Genomic DNA, 19,638 nt, shown 5'->3' with positions numbered 1-19,638 from the left:
TATCATTCATATATTAAGTCGAGAACGTATACTATGGAAATACTTTTTATAAGTAGTGGTAATACCAAAAGTGGTATTTCTCCTATTATTAAAAATCAGGGACAATCCTTAATAAATCTGGGGCATAAGGTTACTTTCTATACCATAAAAGGAAAAGGACTAAAAGGATATTTCAACAACATTTTTACTTTAAGAAGGTTCTTGAAAAATAAGAATTTTGATGTTATTCATGCACATTACTCACTAAGTGCAATGGTGGCTTCTTTATCTGGAGCGCAACCTCTAGTAGCTTCTCTAATGGGAAGTGATGTAAAGGCTTCGGGTTTATTAAAATACATGATTAGATTTTTCAATAGGTTATTTTGGAAAAAAGTAATTGTAAAATCTGAAGATATGAAAATATCTGCGGGACTTAAAGAATCGTATATTATTCCTAATGGAGTAGATTTTGAAAAATTTACACCCAAAGATAGAAACAAGTCCATTGAGATTACCCAGTGGGATTCATCTAAAAAACATATACTTTTTGCGGCAAATCCAGGTCGTTATGAAAAGAATTTTGTATTAGCCAAACAAGCTTTTGAATTACTAAATGATCCTTCTTTAGAACTACAGGTTCTAATAGATATTCCTAATGAAAAAATGGTGCATTACTTTAATTCTGCAGATGTTATTTTATTAACTAGTCTTTGGGAGGGATCACCAAATGTAATAAAGGAAGCAATGGCTTGTAATTGTAAAATTGTAGCGGTAGATGTTGGAGATGTTAAAAAAGTAATTTCTAATACCCAAGGGTGCTTTGTTACCAGTTTCAATGTCAAAGAGATTGCATCAACCATAAAAGGAGCTTTGCTTTTGGAATATAAAACAAAAGGGAGAAACCATATTCAATATCTTAACTCATCACATATAGCACAACAAATCATTAATATATACAATGAAATATTATATTCTAAGTAAGCCAACAAACAAAGAATTTAATGAATTAGAGGAGTTTATTCAACAGCATCCAAATGGAAATTATTTTCAATCCACATCGTTTTTTAAGTCCTGTAAAAGAAAGTTCATTCCTTATTATATAGTTGCTAGTCAAAACGATAAAATAAAAGGAGTATTACTTGTATTTAAACAGATACAAATTAAGAAACCATTTCTAAGTTTTTTATCCTCGCGCAATATTATTTGGGGAGGCCCATTAATTCACGATAACGATACAGAGGTATGTGAAGGGATACTAAATGCTTATGAAAAATTTAGACCCAAATCAATATACACGCAAATAAGAAACTTATGTGACACTTTTTTACTTAAAGACACATTGGTCAGAAACGGTTTTAACTATGAAGAACACTTAGATATACTAATTGATTTAACAAAGTCAGAAGAACAGTTGTGGTCCGAAATTAATCCAAAAGGAAAAAATAAGATTAGAAAAGCAATTAAAGAAGGAGTAACTTTTAGTATCGATAATACAAAAGAGGCTTTACAAGATTGTTATACTGTTTTAGAAGAAGTCTATCTGCGTGCAAAATTACCTTTACCTGACTTTGATCACTTTATCTCTCTGTATGAGAATTCTCGAGATAATGAAGGGCTCGCTATTGGAGTGGTAAAATATGAAGGTAAAATTATTGGGTGTATGCTTTGTTTACTTTATAAAGATGTTGTTTTTGATTATTATGCAGGTGCTTTGAGTGCTTTTTATAAAAAGCGCCCCAATGATGTAATGCCTTGGGAAATATTTAGATGGGGTAAATCAGAAGGTTATAAAGTGTTTGATTTTGGTGGAGCAGGAAAGCCCAATGTTCCTTATGGGGTGCGTGATTATAAATTAAAATATTCTAAAGAATTGGTTAACTATGGGAGGTATGAAAAGATTCACTATCCTATGCTTTATAAAATGGTTTTGTTAGGTTTTAATATGCTCAAAAAGTTTAAAAAATGAAAATTCTAATCGATATCGGTCATCCCGGACATGTACATTTATTCAGGAATTTTGTAAATGAAATGCAAGAAAGAGGACACGAATTTTTGTTTACTTGTAGACAAAAAGAATTTGAAATAGAGTTGCTTAAGGCAGCAGGTTTTAAATATGTTTCTTTTGGAAAGAAGTATAATACTACCACAGGAAAAATTTGGGGGCTTCTTAAATTTGATGTTTTAGAAATATTACAAGGCCTTAAATTTAAGCCAGATGTGTTAATGAGTCATGGGTCTCCCTATGCTGCCCATGCTGCTGCAATTTTAAAAAAACCGCATATATCCTTAGAAGACTCTGGCAATTGGGAACAAATCAAAATTTATTTACCATTTACCAAAACGGTACTTACACCATCGGTCCTTTTTGAAGACCTTGGACCCAAACAGGTTCGATATAAAAGCTATCATGAGCTTGCGTATTTGCATCCAAAATATTTTAAAAGTAATGAAGAGCATCATACGATCTTAAATATCCCAAAGGATAAGAAATATGTGTTATTAAGATTCGTATCCTGGAACGCCTCTCATGATAAAGGACAAAATGGTTTTACAGCTCAAGAAAAAGAGAATCTTGTTGCCTATCTTGAAGCTCGGTATGAGGTTTTTATTTCTGCAGAGAGTGAGTTACCCGAACACTATGAAAAGTATAAAATAAAAATCGCTCCAGAAGATATGCATGAGGTATTGGCTGGCGCTACCTTTTTTATAGGAGAAGGAGCGACTATGGCAGCAGAAGCAGGAGTCTTAGGAACCCCCTCTATCTATGTAAACTCTATTAGAAGAGCCTATAACGAAGATCAGGAAAAATACGGATTGGTTTATAATTTTCAGAAAGGAGAAGGTGTTTTAGAGAAAATTAAGGAATTAGAACAACTACCAGATCTTAAAAAAACTTTTAGAGAACGACAACAAAAACTGCTGGCAGATAAAATTGACCTCACAGCTTTTATGGTCTGGTATGTAGAGCACTTTCCAGAAAGTCAAGATACCATGAAAACAAACCCTAATTACGACCTTAATTTTAAATAATGGATTTTACAGTAAAAAAATACACAGAGCTATTGCGATCCCTTATTGATCAGGGATATATGTTTCAAACTTTTGAAGATTTTATAAAAGAACCAGCGCAAAGAAGTGTTGTGCTTCGACATGACGTTGATTTGTTGCCCTTTAATTCTCTTACGTTTGCAAGAATACAAGCAAAACATGGGGTAAAAGGCACGTATTATTTTAGAGCAGTACCCGAGAGTTGGGATGAGGCAGTAATCAAAGAGATTGGTGAATTAGGTCACGAAATAGGATATCACTATGAATGTTTGACTACTTGCAATGGAAATGTAGAATTAGGGATTAAAGACTTTATTACTAATTTGAATGCGCTGCGCGAATTAGCTCCTGTAACAACTATATGTATGCACGGTAGTCCTATGTCAAAATACGACTCAAAAGATTTATGGAAAACGTATTCATATCAAGATTATGAAATTATTGCAGAACCATACTTTGATGTTGATTTTGAAAAGGTTTTTTACATTACAGATACTGGAAGAAGATGGGACGGTCATAAAGTAAGTGTAAGAGACAAAGTAAAAACCTCTATGAAAAGAACATTTCATACTACAGATCAAATTATAGAAGCATCAAGTACTTTGCCAGATCAAATTATGTTTACTTTTCATCCACAAAGATGGAATGATGATAAAAGATTATGGGCAAAAGAATTGATCTTACAAAATACAAAGAATGTGGTCAAGAAATTTTTCTTTGTAAATAGATAATTGTGATTAGAATTTGGCTCGTTTTTTATAGGAATTATAAGAAAAAGATATTTTGACTGATATTTCCCCTATTATGTCGGTTTAACTTATTGTTAATCAAACAAGAGCGTAATGTTAAAATGACAATAATCATCGTTAAGTTTACGTTATTCTTCGATAATTAAACAATCGATTATAATATAGTTACGGAAAACCCGTTAGACTAAAACTTATGTCGTTGATAATGAGTATTTTACTTATTAAGTATTTGTTAAAAAATTAACAGTTTGTTAGTAATTTTTTTCTTACATTAGAGAAATTGCCCCAGAAACCCTTAAAACCAACAAAACCATGACCACCAAATTTGCTACGTACATCGACAACCAAATTGAAAGGCTTTTAAACCCAGAAAATTCCAATGGTAAAACCGTTATTGTCGACCGAAACAGGGACGAGGAAATCAAAAAATTAATTTGTAAAGAAGTAGGCAATGAAACCTTTGATTTTATTGATAAATATGTAGGTCGCTCACTTAAAAGAGTGCATGTGATCGCCACCAGAACATATTTTAATATCGATAAGATAGCCACCAATAAGTTTTCTGCATTAGTTAACCTAAAAAGAGTCAATGACTTTAGAAGAATAAATAAATATTTTGAATCGGTTAATGCAAAACTACCTTTGGGCGGTGTTTTTATTAATCATGTCGAAACACATGCGGTTCGTAAAAATAGAATTTTAAAAAAAATTCCTAAATCTTTAGGGTATTTGTACTATTTCGCAGATGTAATTCTTACACGGGTAGTACCAAAATTGAAATATACAAAAGGATTGTACTTTCATATCACAGGAGGAAAAGGAAGAGTTTTAACCAAGGCAGAAACTTTTGGGCGTTTATACTCTTGCGGTTTTGAAATAGTAGAAGAAAAAACAATCAATAATTTGCTTTATTTTGTTGCAAGAAAGATAAAAGAGCCCAGTTTTGATTCAGACCCTACCTATGGACCTTTAATTAAACTTAGACGACTAGGTAAGGATGGAAAAATAATAAGAGTATATAAGTTTAGAACCATGTACCCTTTTTCTGAATATCTACAGCAGTATGTTTTTGAAAAAAACAATTTGAAAGAAGGCGGAAAAATTAAAAACGATTTTAGAATATCCCACGAAGGGAAAATAATGAGAAAATATTGGATCGATGAGCTTCCTATGATTATTAATTTAGTCAAAAATGAAATGAAATTGATAGGAGTACGTCCATTAAGTAATCACTACTTTAGCTTATATCCAAAAGAGCTTCAGGAAAAAAGAATTAAAGTAAAACCAGGGTTGCTTCCTCCCTTTTATGCAGATATGCCAAAAACATTGGAAGAAATAGTAGCTTCAGAAATGAAGTATCTCGAGGCTTACGAGAAAGCACCTTTAAAAACAGATATTCAGTATTTTATTAAAATTTTACAAAATATTTTATTGAGAGGCAAAAGAAGTTGCTAAACCTTGGTATCTTAAACGATATTAAATTTCCACAAATGATCATTAAAACGTTGAATAAACTTTGGCTTATTATTCTAATTTTATTTTTTACCGCTTGTGCTTCAAAAAAAGATGTAGTTTATTTTCAAGATATAAAGAATACATATGAAAAAGAAATAGTAGAGAATTATAATACCGTATATCAGCCAGATGACCTGTTAGCAATAACTGTGTCATCTTCTGATATGCAAGGATTAGAACCTTTTAATCTGCCCGCAGTTTCTTTTAATGCTATTCCTGGCAGTGTTGTAGGGCAGCACAAACAGCTAACCTACCTCATTAAAAAAGATGGTACTATAGACTTTCCTGTACTTGGCAAAGTAACACTGAAAGGCCTTACACAAATAGAGGCCTCACAGTTGTTAAAAGAAAAATTATCTATCTATATAAAAGATCCTATTGTTCACTTAGAATTAGTTAACTTTAGAATCACAATTTTGGGTGAAGTAAATAAACCTGGTACGTATACAATTTTGAATGAACGTATTAGTATTATTGAAGCTTTGGGTATGGCAGGAGATCTTTCTATTACAGGTAAAAGAACCGATGTTCTTGTTATTAGAGAGCAAAACGAAAAATTTAAATACCATAGAATAGATCTAACTTCTGATGAGATTTTTAACTCACCTGTTTTTTACTTAAAACAAAATGATGCGATATACGTTACTCCTAATAACGCAAAGATAAAATCATCCTCGTATAATAAAAATGTACCCATATGGGTTTCTGTAGCATCGGTTATTATGTCGGTGATTATTTTGTTAAGTAGATAGATAAATTTGTTAAAAACAGAAAGTGAATGGATTACCAGTATGAAAAAGATAAAAACAATCTTGCCTTTAAAGACCAGCTTCAGGCTTACCTAAGGTACTGGAAACTATTTTTATTATCCACCATTATATGTCTTGTGTTGGCCTATTTGTATCTTAAGTATACGCCAGTGCAGTATAAGGTAGCAGCTACTATTTTGGTTAAAGGAGAAAAAGCGGGTATACTCTCAGAATTATCAGCCTTCGAAGATTTAAGTATTGTAGAGTCTAGTAATAAAGAAGTCGAAAATGAGATAGAGGTTTTAAAATCCAGGCCACTTTTTGAAAATGTCATAAAAAAACTGAACGCAAACTATGTTTATTATGCCAAAACAAACCTTTCTAAGCGAACTGTAGAACTATATAAAAATAGACCTTTTACAGCTTTGTTTGTGAAAGATTCACTGTTGCTGGACGAAGCAGCAGAATTTGTAATTACTATTAACTCTAAAAACAAATTTACACTGGTAGAAAATGCGCACGATTATAAAGTAGAGGGTACTTTTGGAAAAGTGGTAACGACCAGAATAGGTAATTTGATATTGGCCAAAAATCGAAAACCCAAATTTTTTGATTCGTTTGTCAATAGAGATGTTTATCTGTCTATTAGCACCATATCCACGGCAGTAGAGAACTACAAAGCAAGTGTAAGTGTCGGTTTGGTAAGTAAGGATGCAGATGTGATTTCGCTTAGAATGAATACTTCTAATACAGAAAAAGCAAAAGATGTTCTTAATCAGTTAATAGAAGAATATAATATAGACGCTGTAAGAGATAAAAATCAGATTTATGAAAATACAGCAGATTTTATTCGAGAGAGACTGGCGATTATTAATTCAGAGTTATCAGATATAGAGCAAGGAGTTGAGGTATTTAAAACATCTAATAAGCTTACCGATGTCTCTACCGAGACCGAACTTTTTTTGGCAAACTCATCAGAGAATAAAAAAGGAGTAGGAGATACTTATACTCAATTGGGTTTGGTCGATTTTATGAATGATTATCTTCACAAGAATACCGAAGGTCTATTGCCAGTAAATTTGGGCTTTTCTGACGTGGCAATTGTACAAATTATTTCAAAATATAACGAGATATCCCTTAAGAGAGATGAGGTTTTGAAAGGAACCACCCTTAAAAACCCGATGGTGATAAGTCTTAATGAAAAATTGGGAAGCCTAAAAATAAGCCTTAAGCAAAGTCTCAGTAATCAGAAAACAGCGTTAAAAATTAAGCTTAGAGATCTGGAAAGACAAGATGCTATGATGAATGAAAAAATAGCATCTCTGCCAAAAAAAGAACGTGAATTACGTGATATTGTAAGGCAGCAAGAAATAAAAGAAACTTTATATCTGTATTTATTACAAAAAAGAGAAGAAACAGCAATTTCTTTGGCAGCTACCGTAGCAAATGCAAAGATTATAGAAAAAGCATATGCTTCTAAGTCTCCTGTAAAACCAAAGAAACGAATCATTGTACTGGTAGCATTAATGGGAGCTATTTTTATCCCTGTGTTATTACTATTTCTTAAAGATCTTATTGACGTAAAGGTAAAAGGTAGAAAAGAATTAGAGAATATATTAGATATTCCTATTGTAGCAGAAATACCAAGAACCGATGTCAAAAATAACTTTATTATCTCTACCGACGACCGTTCTGTAGTGGCAGAAGCATTTAGGATATTCGAGAGCAATATTAATTTTTTGCTGTCAGACAGTACCCAAGAAAATAAGGTTATACTTGTTACTTCTTCTTCTACCGGAGAAGGAAAAACATTTACCTCTACAAATTTAGCCATTTCCTTAACCGAACCCGAAAAGAAAGTAGCACTTTTAGGGTTAGACCTTAGATCTCCTAAGATATTAGAATACTTGGGAGTTAACGATACTCTTGGTATCACGAATTATATAAGGGATCATGAACTTTCATTGGATGATATTACTATCAATTTAGAAGATAGTCCAGGGTTAGATATTTTAAACTCTGGTATTGTACCTCCCAATCCTATAGAGATCTTAAAAAGTAAGCGTTTTAAAGAGCTAATGGAGATCTTAAAAAATAAATATGATTATATCATTATAGATACTCCTCCGATTAGTTTGGTAGCAGATGCATTACTACTTAGTGAATATACCGATTTATGTATTTATATTGTTAGATCAGGGTTCTCTGATAAAAGACAATTACCGGTTGCTCAAAACCTATATAAAGACAAGCGTTTTCCTTCTATGGCAATTTTATTGAATGAAGTAACTCTTAGTAACGGAAGTTATTATGGATATTATGGATACGGATATGGACTCAATAACTCAGAAGAAACACCTAAACCTTGGTGGAAGTTTTTTACTTAACAATAGAATAAGAAAAAGTAAGTCGTACCTGATTTATTAGTACTAATTATAATCGAGCAGTACTCTTGGCTTTAGGAAGAGCGATATCTTCATTAGAAATAACTTTTTCAAAGCAGGGATTTTGAACAGGCTTTTTTTGTAGTAGTTTTTCTCGAATTACATCCCAAATCATGGTATAAAGAATAACAAATATACCACCTATCAAGGCTAATATTCCCAACACAGAACGAGCTATAAAACCTACAAAACGGTTTATCATTTTGACCATTGTTACTTATTTACGTTTAGATTTTTATTAAATATCCAGGCACCCAATTCATTAGGGGATAAGTACCACATATTATACTCTTTTTGATTTTTTTCAAAAAGAAAAATTCCCTAAAATATGCTGTGTGAGTTGAGAGTTTAAGTATTTATCAAAAATACTAATTTTTTATTTCATTTCATAAAAAAAGATTAAAATTTGGCAGTAAAACCGCAATATAAATACAATATTGTTATTCTAATCTTAAAAAAAAGAAGTAATCGAAGTAAATTATTTCTTTATTTGTTCATTTTATGAAAATGAAACGGGGTAAATTCCCTTAATTGTGTGTTAAAAAATGAATGTTTTTAGAAATTACTAATACACTTTTTTTTCAAAGTATCTTTTGTCTTTAATCTATTCTATTTCCTTTAGAAGTTTTACACCGTTGTTATGGTTAAAATAACTCGGGTTTTTGGATAGTACTTTTAATTCTTGAATGGCTTTTTCTAATTGATTGACTTTTAGGTAAGCTAATGCCAAATACCAATAAGCTCTGTTAGCATCAAGACTATTACTGTTTTTAAGTTTCGTAAAGTTAGCTATTGCAAGACCAGTTTGATCGGTTTCTAATTGGGCTATGCTAGTATAAACAATAACCTGCCAGTTTATAATTGTACTATTTTCTGTTTGATATTTTTGAAATATAGTAAGAGCATCACTATATTTTTTTTGGCGAAATAATTTCTCAGCTTCAGTAAGATTATTATGACCATCTCTTAAAGTTAATGAAGGTAAATCACTCCAATCACTATAGGTTGCATATAAGTTTTGATGATCTGTACTGGTATTTAGCTTTGAAAAAGTAAAGAATCCAAATAGTAGCATTGCTGCAATTGCAGCAGCATAATAGTAGCGTCTATTTTTGTTTTTCGAATAAAATTTAAAATATTGTTTTTCTGCATTTTGAATATGAGCAGCAACAGTCTTTCCTTTTTTACTTTTTAAAAAAGTTTCATGTTCTTTTATTTTAGAATGTTGTGTAGAAGCATCAGTGATTGCCCAATCGGTATCATCAAAAATAATGTTCATCTCCCGATACAGTTCAAATTCTTTTTGAGCTTTAGGATCTGACGAAATCTTTTGTTCAAAAACTTTTGACTCGTCTGTGGTCATTTCCCCATTTAGATAAGCTTCAATCTCTTGTTCGAATTTATTCATAGCTCTTTTAATTCATTATAACGAGAATCAGATTTTATAGCTTCCTTAAGCTTATTCTTACATTTAAAAATACGTTGTCTTACTGTGTTTTCTGATGCATAATCTAATTTTTCTGCAATTTTTGAATAGGGTACTTTATTAAAAAAATAGCTCAGAATTTTTCTGCAATTTTCAGAAATGGCAGCTAGTTTTTCCTGAAACAATTCCCATTTTTCTTGTTCATAAGCTGCCAATGCTATTTCTCGTTCTTCATGTACTTGATCAATTATTGCCGGATTTGTTACCCGCAATTGTTTGATTTTTATTTCTCTTCGCCAAACATTTTTACAAGTGGTAAAAAAATATCCTTCGAAAGTAGAAGTGATTTTGAAATGTTTTGCCTGTGCTCGTGCAGAGAGTTGTAAGAGTCCTTTTTGCATAACATCTTTGGCATCGTCTTCTGTACCATCATGTTTACAAACATATCTTAAAACCTTTGGGTAAAGTTTTTTGTAGATTTCTGTGATCCCTTTTTCATCCCCAGTAACAAGGCTTTGAAGTAGGAAATCATCAGATTTTTGGGAGGCCATAGGATACGAAAGTTGATTGTCGAAATAAAATTTTGATAGTAATTCTACCAGCACAAACTTAGATATAATTTATAGATTTATATAGGGGAAAAAGCCCTGTTTATTGAAATTCTTAGAAAAACAGAGCACATAAAAAGTACTTTTTTCTGCATTGTGATAGCTCATATTCGAATTACAAAACTATTTTGATAATGATCAAATTGAAGCAAAATTTTCTTTGTAAAACGAAACAAAAAAAGATCAATATTCTGGGTAACATTTTATGTAATTTGCACTCCTCTTAGTAACTATTAATCAACCAAAACATGTTGTATTCTTGGGGAAGAAAATAGATGTTTTGCTTACTAAAATTTTAAATTATGAAAAAAAGTATTGTTTTAATTGTGGGATTCTGTCTGTTAACATTATGGGGATGTGTTACAGATGAAGGTGATAGCATAACTACTGAAGCTATAGAGAGTAGGGCAAAAAGTGCAGGTACAAATGTCTCAATTCCAGAAATTATAAAAAATGAAGTAGTTATACAGTATAGAGTCAAAGGGCTTTCGGAAGAGAAAAAATTAAGTATTCAACATCATTATGAACGTTTACACAAGTTTAAAGTTACAGAAAGAAAACCGTGTGATTGTGACAATAATGATATAGAATTGTGGACAATAGATTTAACCAATTCTAAGTTTTCAAAAATCGAAGGCGCCATAGGAAACATGGGAGGCCCCGAGCCAGAAGGCGGTGTCGAAGCAAACCTAAACTTTTATTTTCAAATTAGAATGGATAGATTGAATGGTAGATATTCTTCATCGCTGGTAGATAAAGTAGCCAATAATACAAATAATGAAGATGTTGTGAATATTGCTATTCTGGACACTGGTATTGATTATGATTTTTTTCCAGAACCATTTTTATATGATAGTAGTGGGACGAGTGAGTGTCAAGATGAAATTTCTGGATGGGATTTTGTAAATAACGATAATGACCCCAGAGATGATCAGGGACACGGAACTGTAGTTGCCAAAATTATTACTAATAAATTGGATCTGTACAATATACCCTATAGAATCATGGCGGTTAAAGCTTTTGATCAAACAGGAAGAGGATCCTATTGGACTACCATTTGCGGGTTGAATCACATTGCAAAAAAACAAAAACAATTTATAGTTAATACTAGTTTTGGGTTTTATAAACTTACCGATCAAACAATTTTTAAAAATGTTATAGAGGATGCTAGTGATCGATTGTTGTTAGTCTCTTCTGCTGGTAATAATGGAGTTGATACGGATATTGCAGGAAATGAACATTTCCCTTCTGGATATGACTCTGATAATATATTAACAGTAGGCGGTTATATAGAAGGAGAATTAATGAGTGCTCCAATATTTGGAAGCCAATATATAAGTGGCTTGTTAATCGCAAGTAATTCTAATTACGGAAGCAATAGTATTGATGCCTTAGGTCCGTTTGATGAACATCAATTTGAGTTAATTGATGTACTTGATCCTAATAATCCAATTCTGATAAATGTAGAAGGCACATCATTTGCTGCGGCAGAAGTAACAGGTAGAGCGGCACGATTGTTTAGAGAAACCATAGGAACCCCTATAACGATAAAAGAAAAAACGTTGGATTCAGGTTTTTTAGAATACGGATTAAATAGTATTGTTAATAGTGGTAAAGTTATTGTTAGAAATCTTATCAATACAGCAAATCAACCAACAACTGGACATTATTAGAGAAGTAAAAAGATAACGATAAAGGGATTTAATAGAACCATCTATACATTAGATATAAGTAATCGATAATTCATACTTTTGAGGTATGAATTATCGATTACTTTTTTTTTGCATTATAAGTTTCTCTTCTTTATTTAGTCAAAATCAATACTACAAGGAATTCAAAGAAATTCTAAACACCACAGTCAAGATATCTATAAAAGAAAAGGAATTAGACTTGTTTTTACTTTCAAATGCTCAAAAAATGCCTAAAGAAGAGCTGGCAGATTGTTATCATGAGTATGGTAAATGGTTTTATCAGCAGAGTAAGATTACTACGAATACTCAAGCAATAAAGAAAGCTATTTTACACACCAAAAAAGCTGCAGAAATAAAACAGAAAATAACGAACATAGCCCCTAAGTCATTAATAAAAACACTTTTTAATTTAAGTTTTTTTAATAATAAGGATAACAACTTCTTCGAATCTATTGATATCTATTCTAAAATTATAGAAATTAATAAGGATATGAACAAGTCATTATATTCTTATATCGGATTAGGAAAAATATATAATAATATAGGAGACCTTCATAAAGGTTTACAAAGTTTTAGTAGTGCTATCGCTTATGCAAAAAAGGATGTTAAGTATAACAATAGATTAATAGAAGGGTATTTAGGAAGAATAGATACGTATTCCTTGATGGGATATGAAAAATATTCTGATTTTATTAAAGCAGATATAGAAAAAATAAATATCATTTTAAGTAAAACTGAGATTAATAAGTTTGCGGTTAAGCATTATAAAAATCGTATTCATCATATAGAAGGAAATAGACTTTTAAAAACAAAGAACTATAAGAAAGCGAATCAAAATTTTCATAAAGCAATAAAAGGATTGTCTATAAATGATTCTCTTAATCTGGCTAAAGGATATAATAGTTTAGGTTTGTCATTCTTACATTTAAAAGAAATTGACTCTTCCAAATTTTATCTGCAGAAATCTATTTTACACGCTTCTAAATTTACATGGCCTTATGAAAATATGGGAGATCTTTATCTTACACAACAAAAATTTACCAAAGCATTATTAGCGTATCAAAAAGCTATAGATTATGCTGTTTTTAATAATAAAGAATCGGCATATGATGACTTAGTCGCTATAGAAGAGTTAGAAATAGCAACAGATAAATATTATTTATTGGGGCACTTAATTCAAAAGGCAAATGGTTGGGTCTCATATTATCATCATGATCAAAATAGGGATCATTTAAGACAAGCATTACGTACTTTTAAAGTGGCAGATCACCTGGTTGATATTATTCGTTTTGAAAGTACAGAATATAAATCCAAGCTGTTTTGGCGTGAACAAGGAGCATCTCTCTATATGAAAGCAGTAGAGACCTGTTATTTATTAGATTTACCAGAGGATGCTTATTATTTTATGGAGAAAAATAAAGCATTACTACTTCTAGAGGATATTACAAATGAGCAGGCCAAAGAGAACTCAAAACTTCCTGTGGTATTGGCAAAAAGAGAGTTTGAATTAAAACAAGCAATACACTTTTCTGAAAATGAGCTAAATATTGCTAAAAACAATCCTAAAGACAGTTTACAGTTTTTGAAAGATCAAATTTACCGTCATAAGCGTATATATGAACGATTTGTAGATTCTATATCCCGAGCGTATCCTAAATATGCTGCAAACAAGAAAAAGATAACCGTGCTACCGTATAAAACATTTAGGACCAAATATATTTCTGATCAAGAGTTGGTATTACAGTATATTTTTAACAAAAATCAGGGATATGGATTGTTAACGAGCTCTAATAAATCTATTTTTTTCGAAATAGACCAGGTAGCACAGCTTCAACAAAGTATTCAAATAATTCAAAAACAGTCTTCAAATTGGTTTTCTGATCAAGAGCAGTTATCAGGCTATCATAAAAATGCACATGTTGTTTTTAAGCGATTAGTACCACAGGTGGTATTTGAAGCGATAAAAGGAAAAAAAATCACAATTGTACCCGATCATACTTTGCAGCAACTGTCCTTTGACACTTTAGTAACTTCAGAACAAGATCATAGTTATTTAATAAAGGATACAGAAATTAGATATATCTATTCTGTATCCTATCTTGATCGCAATGATAAGGTTTTACGAGACCCTACATATTCTTTTATGGGTATTGCACCGGTTACTTTTTCTTCAAAAGATTTAGGGGATTTAACTTTAAGTAAAGAAGAAGTGACTTCGATTACGGATTTACTTAACGGAAACGCATTACTAGAAGAAAAAGCAACCAAATCGAATTTTATAGACACTATTTATCAGTATAAAGTAATACACCTTTCTACACATGCAGATATTGGAACGATTACAACCCCATGGATAGCTCTTAGAGATAGTAAGCTTTCTCTAAATGAGATATATGCCACCAAAAATCAATCTGATATGGTGGTATTAAGTGCTTGTAAAACCTCATTAGGAAAACTCCAAGAGGGAGAAGGTATAATGAGTTTGGCAAGAGGTTTTTTTCATTCTGGGGCCAAAAGCGTGGTTTCGTCATTATGGGCCACCAATGATAAATCTAGCAAAGAATTAATGATTGATTTTTATAAAGAACTGGATAAAGGATTAACAAAGTCAGCAGCATTAAGAAATGCCAAGTTGAATTATATTAATTCGCATACAGGTAGTGAGTTATCTCCTTTTTATTGGGGTTCTCTGATACTTATTGGAGATAATACTTCATTGTCTCTGTCCAGTAATTTTTTTGATAGGTATTGGGGAGCTGTTTTATTAGCAGCGGTAATTTTATTACTGGTAGTGTTTTTCTTTTTGAAACGAGATACTATTTTCTATAAAAAAATAAAGTAGCAGTCTTTGATTTTACACACATTAAAAAGAGGCTGTCTAAAAGTGACTTTAGACAGCCTCTTTACACCTTTTTTGAGACTAATAAACTTCGAAATCGTTGAAAACAGTTATAAATTCATTTTTTCAAAATTTCTCATTGTTTTGATTTTCAATTTTCTTAGAATATAGCCCAATCCTATTTTATCACATTTAGTCAAATACAATTTACATTCCTAATACCATCTTTTCGCTCACAACTCAAGTTGTGACGTCTTCAAAGGGAGATTTTAGATCCCTTCCTTTGAAGGAAGTTTGGAATGGATGTTTTTTAAAACCTAAGATAACAAAGTAGGACTAACTATTAGGGTTGTCCTGGCTGACCAGACTCTAAAATACGTCTGATTTCACGTGGGTCAGTAATTACTGCATTTGGACTACATACTCTACTACCACCTTTAACCTCTATAAGTTCATTTTTTTCTAAATTTCTCATTGTTTTTGATTTTTAATTATTAAACTTTTTAATTAATCAAAGCGCTTTGACGGTAGTAAACATATTATTACAATAAGTGTATAGCAAATCATTAAAAACAAGATTCTGGAATTTCGATCAAAATTCCGGAATCTGGTACAATTTTTTTAGAAGGAAACGATATTTGATATAATATCTACTCATTAACCCATCATTTTAAAATGATTTTTAATAAAATGATTGCCTGTTTTTATACCTTTCAATTGACTCCACCATAAAACCTGAGACCGTTCCTGTGTTTTGTTCACAGCACTAATAGAGGTGTAAAGTGAAACAAACCATTCGATGTATTTGTAATTAGATATATCGAATGGTTTTGTGGTATGTAACTCTTTATTAGATATTATTCTATAGCCAGTTGACGTACCATTGTTACTCCAGAAATGTCGGTAGTTTTGATGAAATACATTCCTTTAGAAATATTGCTGTCCAAATTAATTAAGATACTTTCTCTTTGCTTTATAAAATGAAGCGGTGTACTTTTTCCTGAGAAAGTGACTAATTCGACTTTTTCAATTCTATTGGTAGAGGTTGTTAAAACAGTAAGTGTTTTTCCAATTTGGGCGGGATTTGGATACATCTCTAAACGATTCTCTTCTTGAGTGGCTAAAGAAGATTTTTTATCATCAGAAAATCTCCTTTCATATTCTGGATACTTGTCAAAGATAGTTCCAGAAATAATCTCTTCATTGATCTCTCTGGTATAGCCGCTATCAGGCTCATAAGGATATTCTTTGATTTCGATAATAAAACCACCAATATTATTTTCGGTAGCACTTTCCTGAATCTGAATTCTAAAGTATTTCCTTGTTTCTGCCCAATCTGTACAATCGTTCCAGATTCCATGTTTTACGTAGTACCAGGTGTTAATTAATAAACCAGCAGAAAAAGAAGCGGTGTCAGAATTACAACAGTAGGCATTATTACTAACCAAATTATGATTTACATCGTATACTTCCCAACCGTGATATGTTTGTACGGGATTAGAATCTGCAAGCACATTTACAGTCACATTTCCATTAAGGTCACTACCCGCACTTAATGAAAAATCTGTAGTAAATCCTAACCAGCTAACAGGTGTTGGTACTATTTTTCTGTTCTCTTGCCATGGATAACATCCATTTTTATCACTGTCTTTCCATACTCCATGTTTGATATAATAATTTTTTGTCCAGCTTAATCCGGTAAATGTATATGTGTTTCCTGTTTGTATACCACCTATTTGAGTACCTCCCATGATTCCGCCAGTATTAGTTTCGAATAATCCCCACCACTGATAGGCTGTAGGATCTATTGTAGTAACTTCTGCAGATATGGTACCATCACCGGCACAAAAAGTATGAATTGTAAAATTAGCATCAAGTAAAATATTACCAAGTATTGTAAAACGTTTTGTTAAAGGTAGCCACCCATTACAAGTATTGTTCATTGCAACTTTGATCTCGTATTCGTATCCCATTTCAAAAGTGGTATTGGTCGCGTTAAACAATGAAGTTAAGTTTACAGTGTTTAACTCTCCTTGAGTCCATCCTAACCCAGATACATACTGAAAATTCCCAATACTCCCGGCTGGTCTTCTCCACGCGTCGATAAAGTAATTATCTTCATCGGTAGAATTGGCACCATCAAGAAAAATAGTTTCTCCATAACAGAATGTATTTCTTTCAGTTCCCGAACTGTCTTCAAAATGAAAGTCTACAGCCAAATTATCTTCTTCTACAACAATATTATCTACAGACATGGCAACCTGAGGGTTTCCATTAAAAAAAGGATTAATAATTAGTGTAGAGAAATTTGCTGTGGGAGTAAAAGAAACTGTAATGGTTGTTCGATTGTTTAGGTATGGTCCCCCTATAGTATTTGTATAAATAACCTGTTGATTTTGAATAGCGCCATTTTGTACATTAGCAGCTCTAAAATTAATGGTTCCGTTGGTATTTGCATTCGCATTATTGTTATCATCTGTCCATATTTCAAAAGAAACGGTATAGCATTTTCCTTGTTCAAAAGCAACAGAGGTTTGTAATGCTTCAAAATTTCCGTTAGCAGACCACATCCATGCATTAGGATTGTTAGGTACTCCCCATAAAGCAGGGTGTCCTCTAAATTCTGTCCATCCTGTTACACCGCAACTTGCCCATGTGGTTGTGTTACCAATAAAATTAAAATCAGGACAATTAGGGTCATAAATAGAAAAATCTCCATTGGTTACTAAGTTAGTCTGAGCTATTCCTGAAAAGGATAAAAGTGTCATCCAAAGTAGGAGGATTGTATTTTTAAGTTTCATTTTTTAAAAGTTTTAATAGTAGCTTACTCATGCGCTTTTCGGCTTCCGCGATCCATAAAGGATTTTTCAATAAGGCTGATCAGGCCAAAACAATTGCTCATATACGAGAAGGAGAATAAAAGAGACAAAATGTTACCATAGAATTTTAAAAAAATTTGAATCGATGATAAAAACTGTTTGCTTTTTGGTCAACTATAGTTTAATAGTATAAATGGTTTAACAATTTAGAAACCTATAGAAGTAAATGATATACTCGTGAACATCGTATAAACAGGGAGATTTCCGCCATATGATTACTTCTTTATGAGCTTTTGGTAAGGTATTCCCTTCTTTAAGAAAAGGATATTTAATCGTTAAAAAGAGATTTAGTTTGAAACCTTTTTTTATATTTATCCAGAATTTTAAAAGTGACCCCCACTTTAAGATTTTTATAGAATTGATCTGATGTAAGTCAGGGAAGCGGAGCTATACCTTTTAAGTAAAAATGATTTTTGAAATTAAAATCAGCTAACATTAAGGTCAATTTTATATTCTTGTTATAACACTACTAATGAGATAAATTTGTGAGTTTTTTTGAAGAATGTTTCTGTCAAAAAAAAGCAATAGATAAGAATATCTTTAGACTATTTTTTTAAAATGTAAAGGAAAGAGAAAGTAACGCCAGAATTTTCGTTAAATCAGTGTTAAAACAAGAAAAATAAGAATGTGTTAGTAGTTGAGTATTTAATTTTTTTGTAATATTCGGCTCTGTTTAAAACTGCTATATATTTAAGAGGATTTTTTAGAAATAAAAATGATTCTTATTGAAGTATTTTCTAATAAAGAATACTTCTTTTACCCCGAAAAAATTCATAAAATAATTTGATGGTATTCCTATATCAAATGGGCTACTGTCTTTAAAACCTATATTGTTTGTGATTCACATTTAACTGCACAAAATAATGTGATTCATATGGCGGAGCTTTGCAAAAAAATTAATGAGCTCTACCAAGCATAAAAAATCTAACCAACTTAAATATATAATATGAATCGTTGTTATACAGACAATTGGTACGTTTTGTACGTAAAATCTCGTCATGAAAGAAAGGTAGAAAGCCTGTTGAGAGAAAACCAAATAGAAACATTTCTACCATTTGTAAAACAAGTAAGAAAATGGAGCGATCGCAAAAAGACTATAGAAGTTCCACTTTTTCCTTCCTATATTTTTATAAAATTACTTAACAAAAGAGAATTTGAAAGAGTTCGCTCTATTGATGGTGTATGTGATTATATACACTTTGGTAGGGAATATGCTAAAGTAACAGATGACGAAATAAGTAAGATACGACTATTTCTTAGCATTAATGAACTAAGCGATATAGAGACTTCCTCAGAAAGACCCAAAGTGGGCAAGAAATATACAATAACTCATGGACCGTTGTTCGGTGTAGAATGCGAAGTGAGTATGGTAAATAATAAAGATAGAATAGTAGTTAGAATAGATTCTATACGGCAAAATATCAGTGCCACCATTCCTGCAAATTATTTATCAGAACCGGCTATGGCATATGGATAATCATATTCGGAATCCCTTTTATTAATCATTAAGTATAAAGTGTTGTTTTTCATATTGTTACGATAAGAAAAACAGGTTGTTGCTGTCTTTTAATGTGTGATTTTTACCCCTAATATCACTCATTGAAAATTAGTAAATCAAGTGGCTATAATTTAAGCTGCCTAGGATACCTATTGCTTTTTTTGAGCATTTTGGATGATCAGATAGATGGTAACAACAGCATAATCTTCTAAA

At 31.7% G+C, this 19,638-nt stretch carries 15 protein-coding genes; 10 read left to right on the top strand and 5 right to left on the bottom strand.

Annotated features, from left to right (window positions below):
• The first annotated feature begins 33 nt into the window (after positions 1-33).
• From ABW636_RS05020 to ABW636_RS04990, 7 genes are all read left to right on the top strand, one after another.
• Entirely contained in the window at positions 34-960 is a 927-nt protein-coding gene (locus ABW636_RS05020; protein ID WP_367588860.1) for a glycosyltransferase family 4 protein, read from the top strand.
• A complete protein-coding gene (locus tag ABW636_RS05015) occupies positions 938-1,945 on the top strand; it encodes a lipid II:glycine glycyltransferase FemX (protein ID WP_367588859.1) in 1,008 nt (335 codons plus the stop codon). Before ABW636_RS05020 ends, ABW636_RS05015 begins: the two co-directional genes overlap by 23 nt.
• Positions 1,942-3,009: a DUF354 domain-containing protein gene (locus ABW636_RS05010; RefSeq protein WP_367588858.1), complete on the top strand. Its 1,068-nt coding sequence runs from the start codon at positions 1,942-1,944 to the stop codon at positions 3,007-3,009. The genes ABW636_RS05015 and ABW636_RS05010 overlap by 4 nt, the downstream gene beginning before the upstream one ends.
• Positions 3,009-3,758 (top strand): polysaccharide deacetylase family protein, encoded by a 750-nt coding sequence (locus tag ABW636_RS05005; RefSeq protein ID WP_367588857.1) that lies wholly within the window; start codon positions 3,009-3,011, stop codon positions 3,756-3,758. Before ABW636_RS05010 ends, ABW636_RS05005 begins: the two co-directional genes overlap by 1 nt.
• A gap of 330 nt (positions 3,759-4,088) precedes the next feature.
• Complete coding sequence (locus ABW636_RS05000) at positions 4,089-5,231, top strand: sugar transferase (RefSeq protein WP_367588856.1); 1,143 nt, start codon at positions 4,089-4,091, stop codon at positions 5,229-5,231.
• A 35-nt stretch (positions 5,232-5,266) separates the two neighbouring features.
• Positions 5,267-6,043: a polysaccharide biosynthesis/export family protein gene (locus ABW636_RS04995; protein ID WP_367588855.1), complete on the top strand. Its 777-nt coding sequence runs from the start codon at positions 5,267-5,269 to the stop codon at positions 6,041-6,043.
• A gap of 26 nt (positions 6,044-6,069) precedes the next feature.
• A complete protein-coding gene (locus ABW636_RS04990) occupies positions 6,070-8,427 on the top strand; it encodes a GumC family protein (protein ID WP_367588854.1) in 2,358 nt (785 codons plus the stop codon).
• A gap of 46 nt (positions 8,428-8,473) precedes the next feature.
• Here ABW636_RS04990 and ABW636_RS04985 read toward each other — a convergent pair whose 3' ends face one another.
• The 3 genes from ABW636_RS04985 to ABW636_RS04975 all read right to left on the bottom strand — a co-directional run bounded on the left by ABW636_RS04985 (position 8,474) and on the right by ABW636_RS04975 (position 10,461).
• Positions 8,474-8,686 carry a hypothetical protein gene (locus ABW636_RS04985; RefSeq protein WP_367588853.1) on the bottom strand — a complete coding sequence of 71 codons (213 nt, stop codon included), beginning with the start codon at positions 8,684-8,686 and terminating at the stop codon, positions 8,474-8,476.
• A gap of 402 nt (positions 8,687-9,088) precedes the next feature.
• Positions 9,089-9,892, bottom strand: a complete 804-nt coding sequence (locus ABW636_RS04980) for a hypothetical protein (protein ID WP_367588852.1) — start codon at positions 9,890-9,892, stop codon at positions 9,089-9,091.
• The gene (locus tag ABW636_RS04975) at positions 9,889-10,461 is read right to left on the bottom strand and encodes an RNA polymerase sigma factor (RefSeq protein ID WP_367588851.1); all 573 of its coding nucleotides are present in this window, start codon (positions 10,459-10,461) and stop codon (positions 9,889-9,891) included. The genes ABW636_RS04980 and ABW636_RS04975 overlap by 4 nt, the downstream gene beginning before the upstream one ends.
• A gap of 359 nt (positions 10,462-10,820) precedes the next feature.
• Here ABW636_RS04975 and ABW636_RS04970 point away from each other — a divergent pair, with 359 nt between their 5' ends.
• Positions 10,821-12,191 (top strand): S8 family peptidase, encoded by a 1,371-nt coding sequence (locus ABW636_RS04970; RefSeq protein ID WP_367588850.1) that lies wholly within the window; start codon positions 10,821-10,823, stop codon positions 12,189-12,191.
• An 85-nt stretch (positions 12,192-12,276) separates the two neighbouring features.
• Positions 12,277-15,051: a CHAT domain-containing protein gene (locus ABW636_RS04965; RefSeq protein ID WP_367588849.1), complete on the top strand. Its 2,775-nt coding sequence runs from the start codon at positions 12,277-12,279 to the stop codon at positions 15,049-15,051.
• Between the two features lie 340 nt (positions 15,052-15,391).
• Here ABW636_RS04965 and ABW636_RS04960 read toward each other — a convergent pair whose 3' ends face one another.
• Both ABW636_RS04960 and ABW636_RS04955 read right to left on the bottom strand, forming a co-directional pair.
• Positions 15,392-15,523, bottom strand: a complete 132-nt coding sequence (locus ABW636_RS04960; RefSeq protein ID WP_367588848.1) for a hypothetical protein — start codon at positions 15,521-15,523, stop codon at positions 15,392-15,394.
• A 382-nt stretch (positions 15,524-15,905) separates the two neighbouring features.
• Positions 15,906-17,849 carry a T9SS type A sorting domain-containing protein gene (locus ABW636_RS04955; protein WP_367588847.1) on the bottom strand — a complete coding sequence of 648 codons (1,944 nt, stop codon included), beginning with the start codon at positions 17,847-17,849 and terminating at the stop codon, positions 15,906-15,908.
• Between the two features lie 1,024 nt (positions 17,850-18,873).
• Between ABW636_RS04955 and ABW636_RS04950 the strand changes: the two genes are divergently transcribed.
• Positions 18,874-19,404 (top strand): UpxY family transcription antiterminator, encoded by a 531-nt coding sequence (locus ABW636_RS04950; RefSeq protein ID WP_367588846.1) that lies wholly within the window; start codon positions 18,874-18,876, stop codon positions 19,402-19,404.
• The last annotated feature ends 234 nt before the right edge of the window (positions 19,405-19,638 follow it).

Source organism: Aquimarina discodermiae (assembly GCF_040786235.1).
Taxonomy (GTDB): Bacteria; Bacteroidota; Bacteroidia; order Flavobacteriales; family Flavobacteriaceae; genus Aquimarina.
The sequence above is the reverse complement of the archived record's forward strand: the minus strand, read 5'-3'. Positions and strand labels throughout refer to the sequence as shown.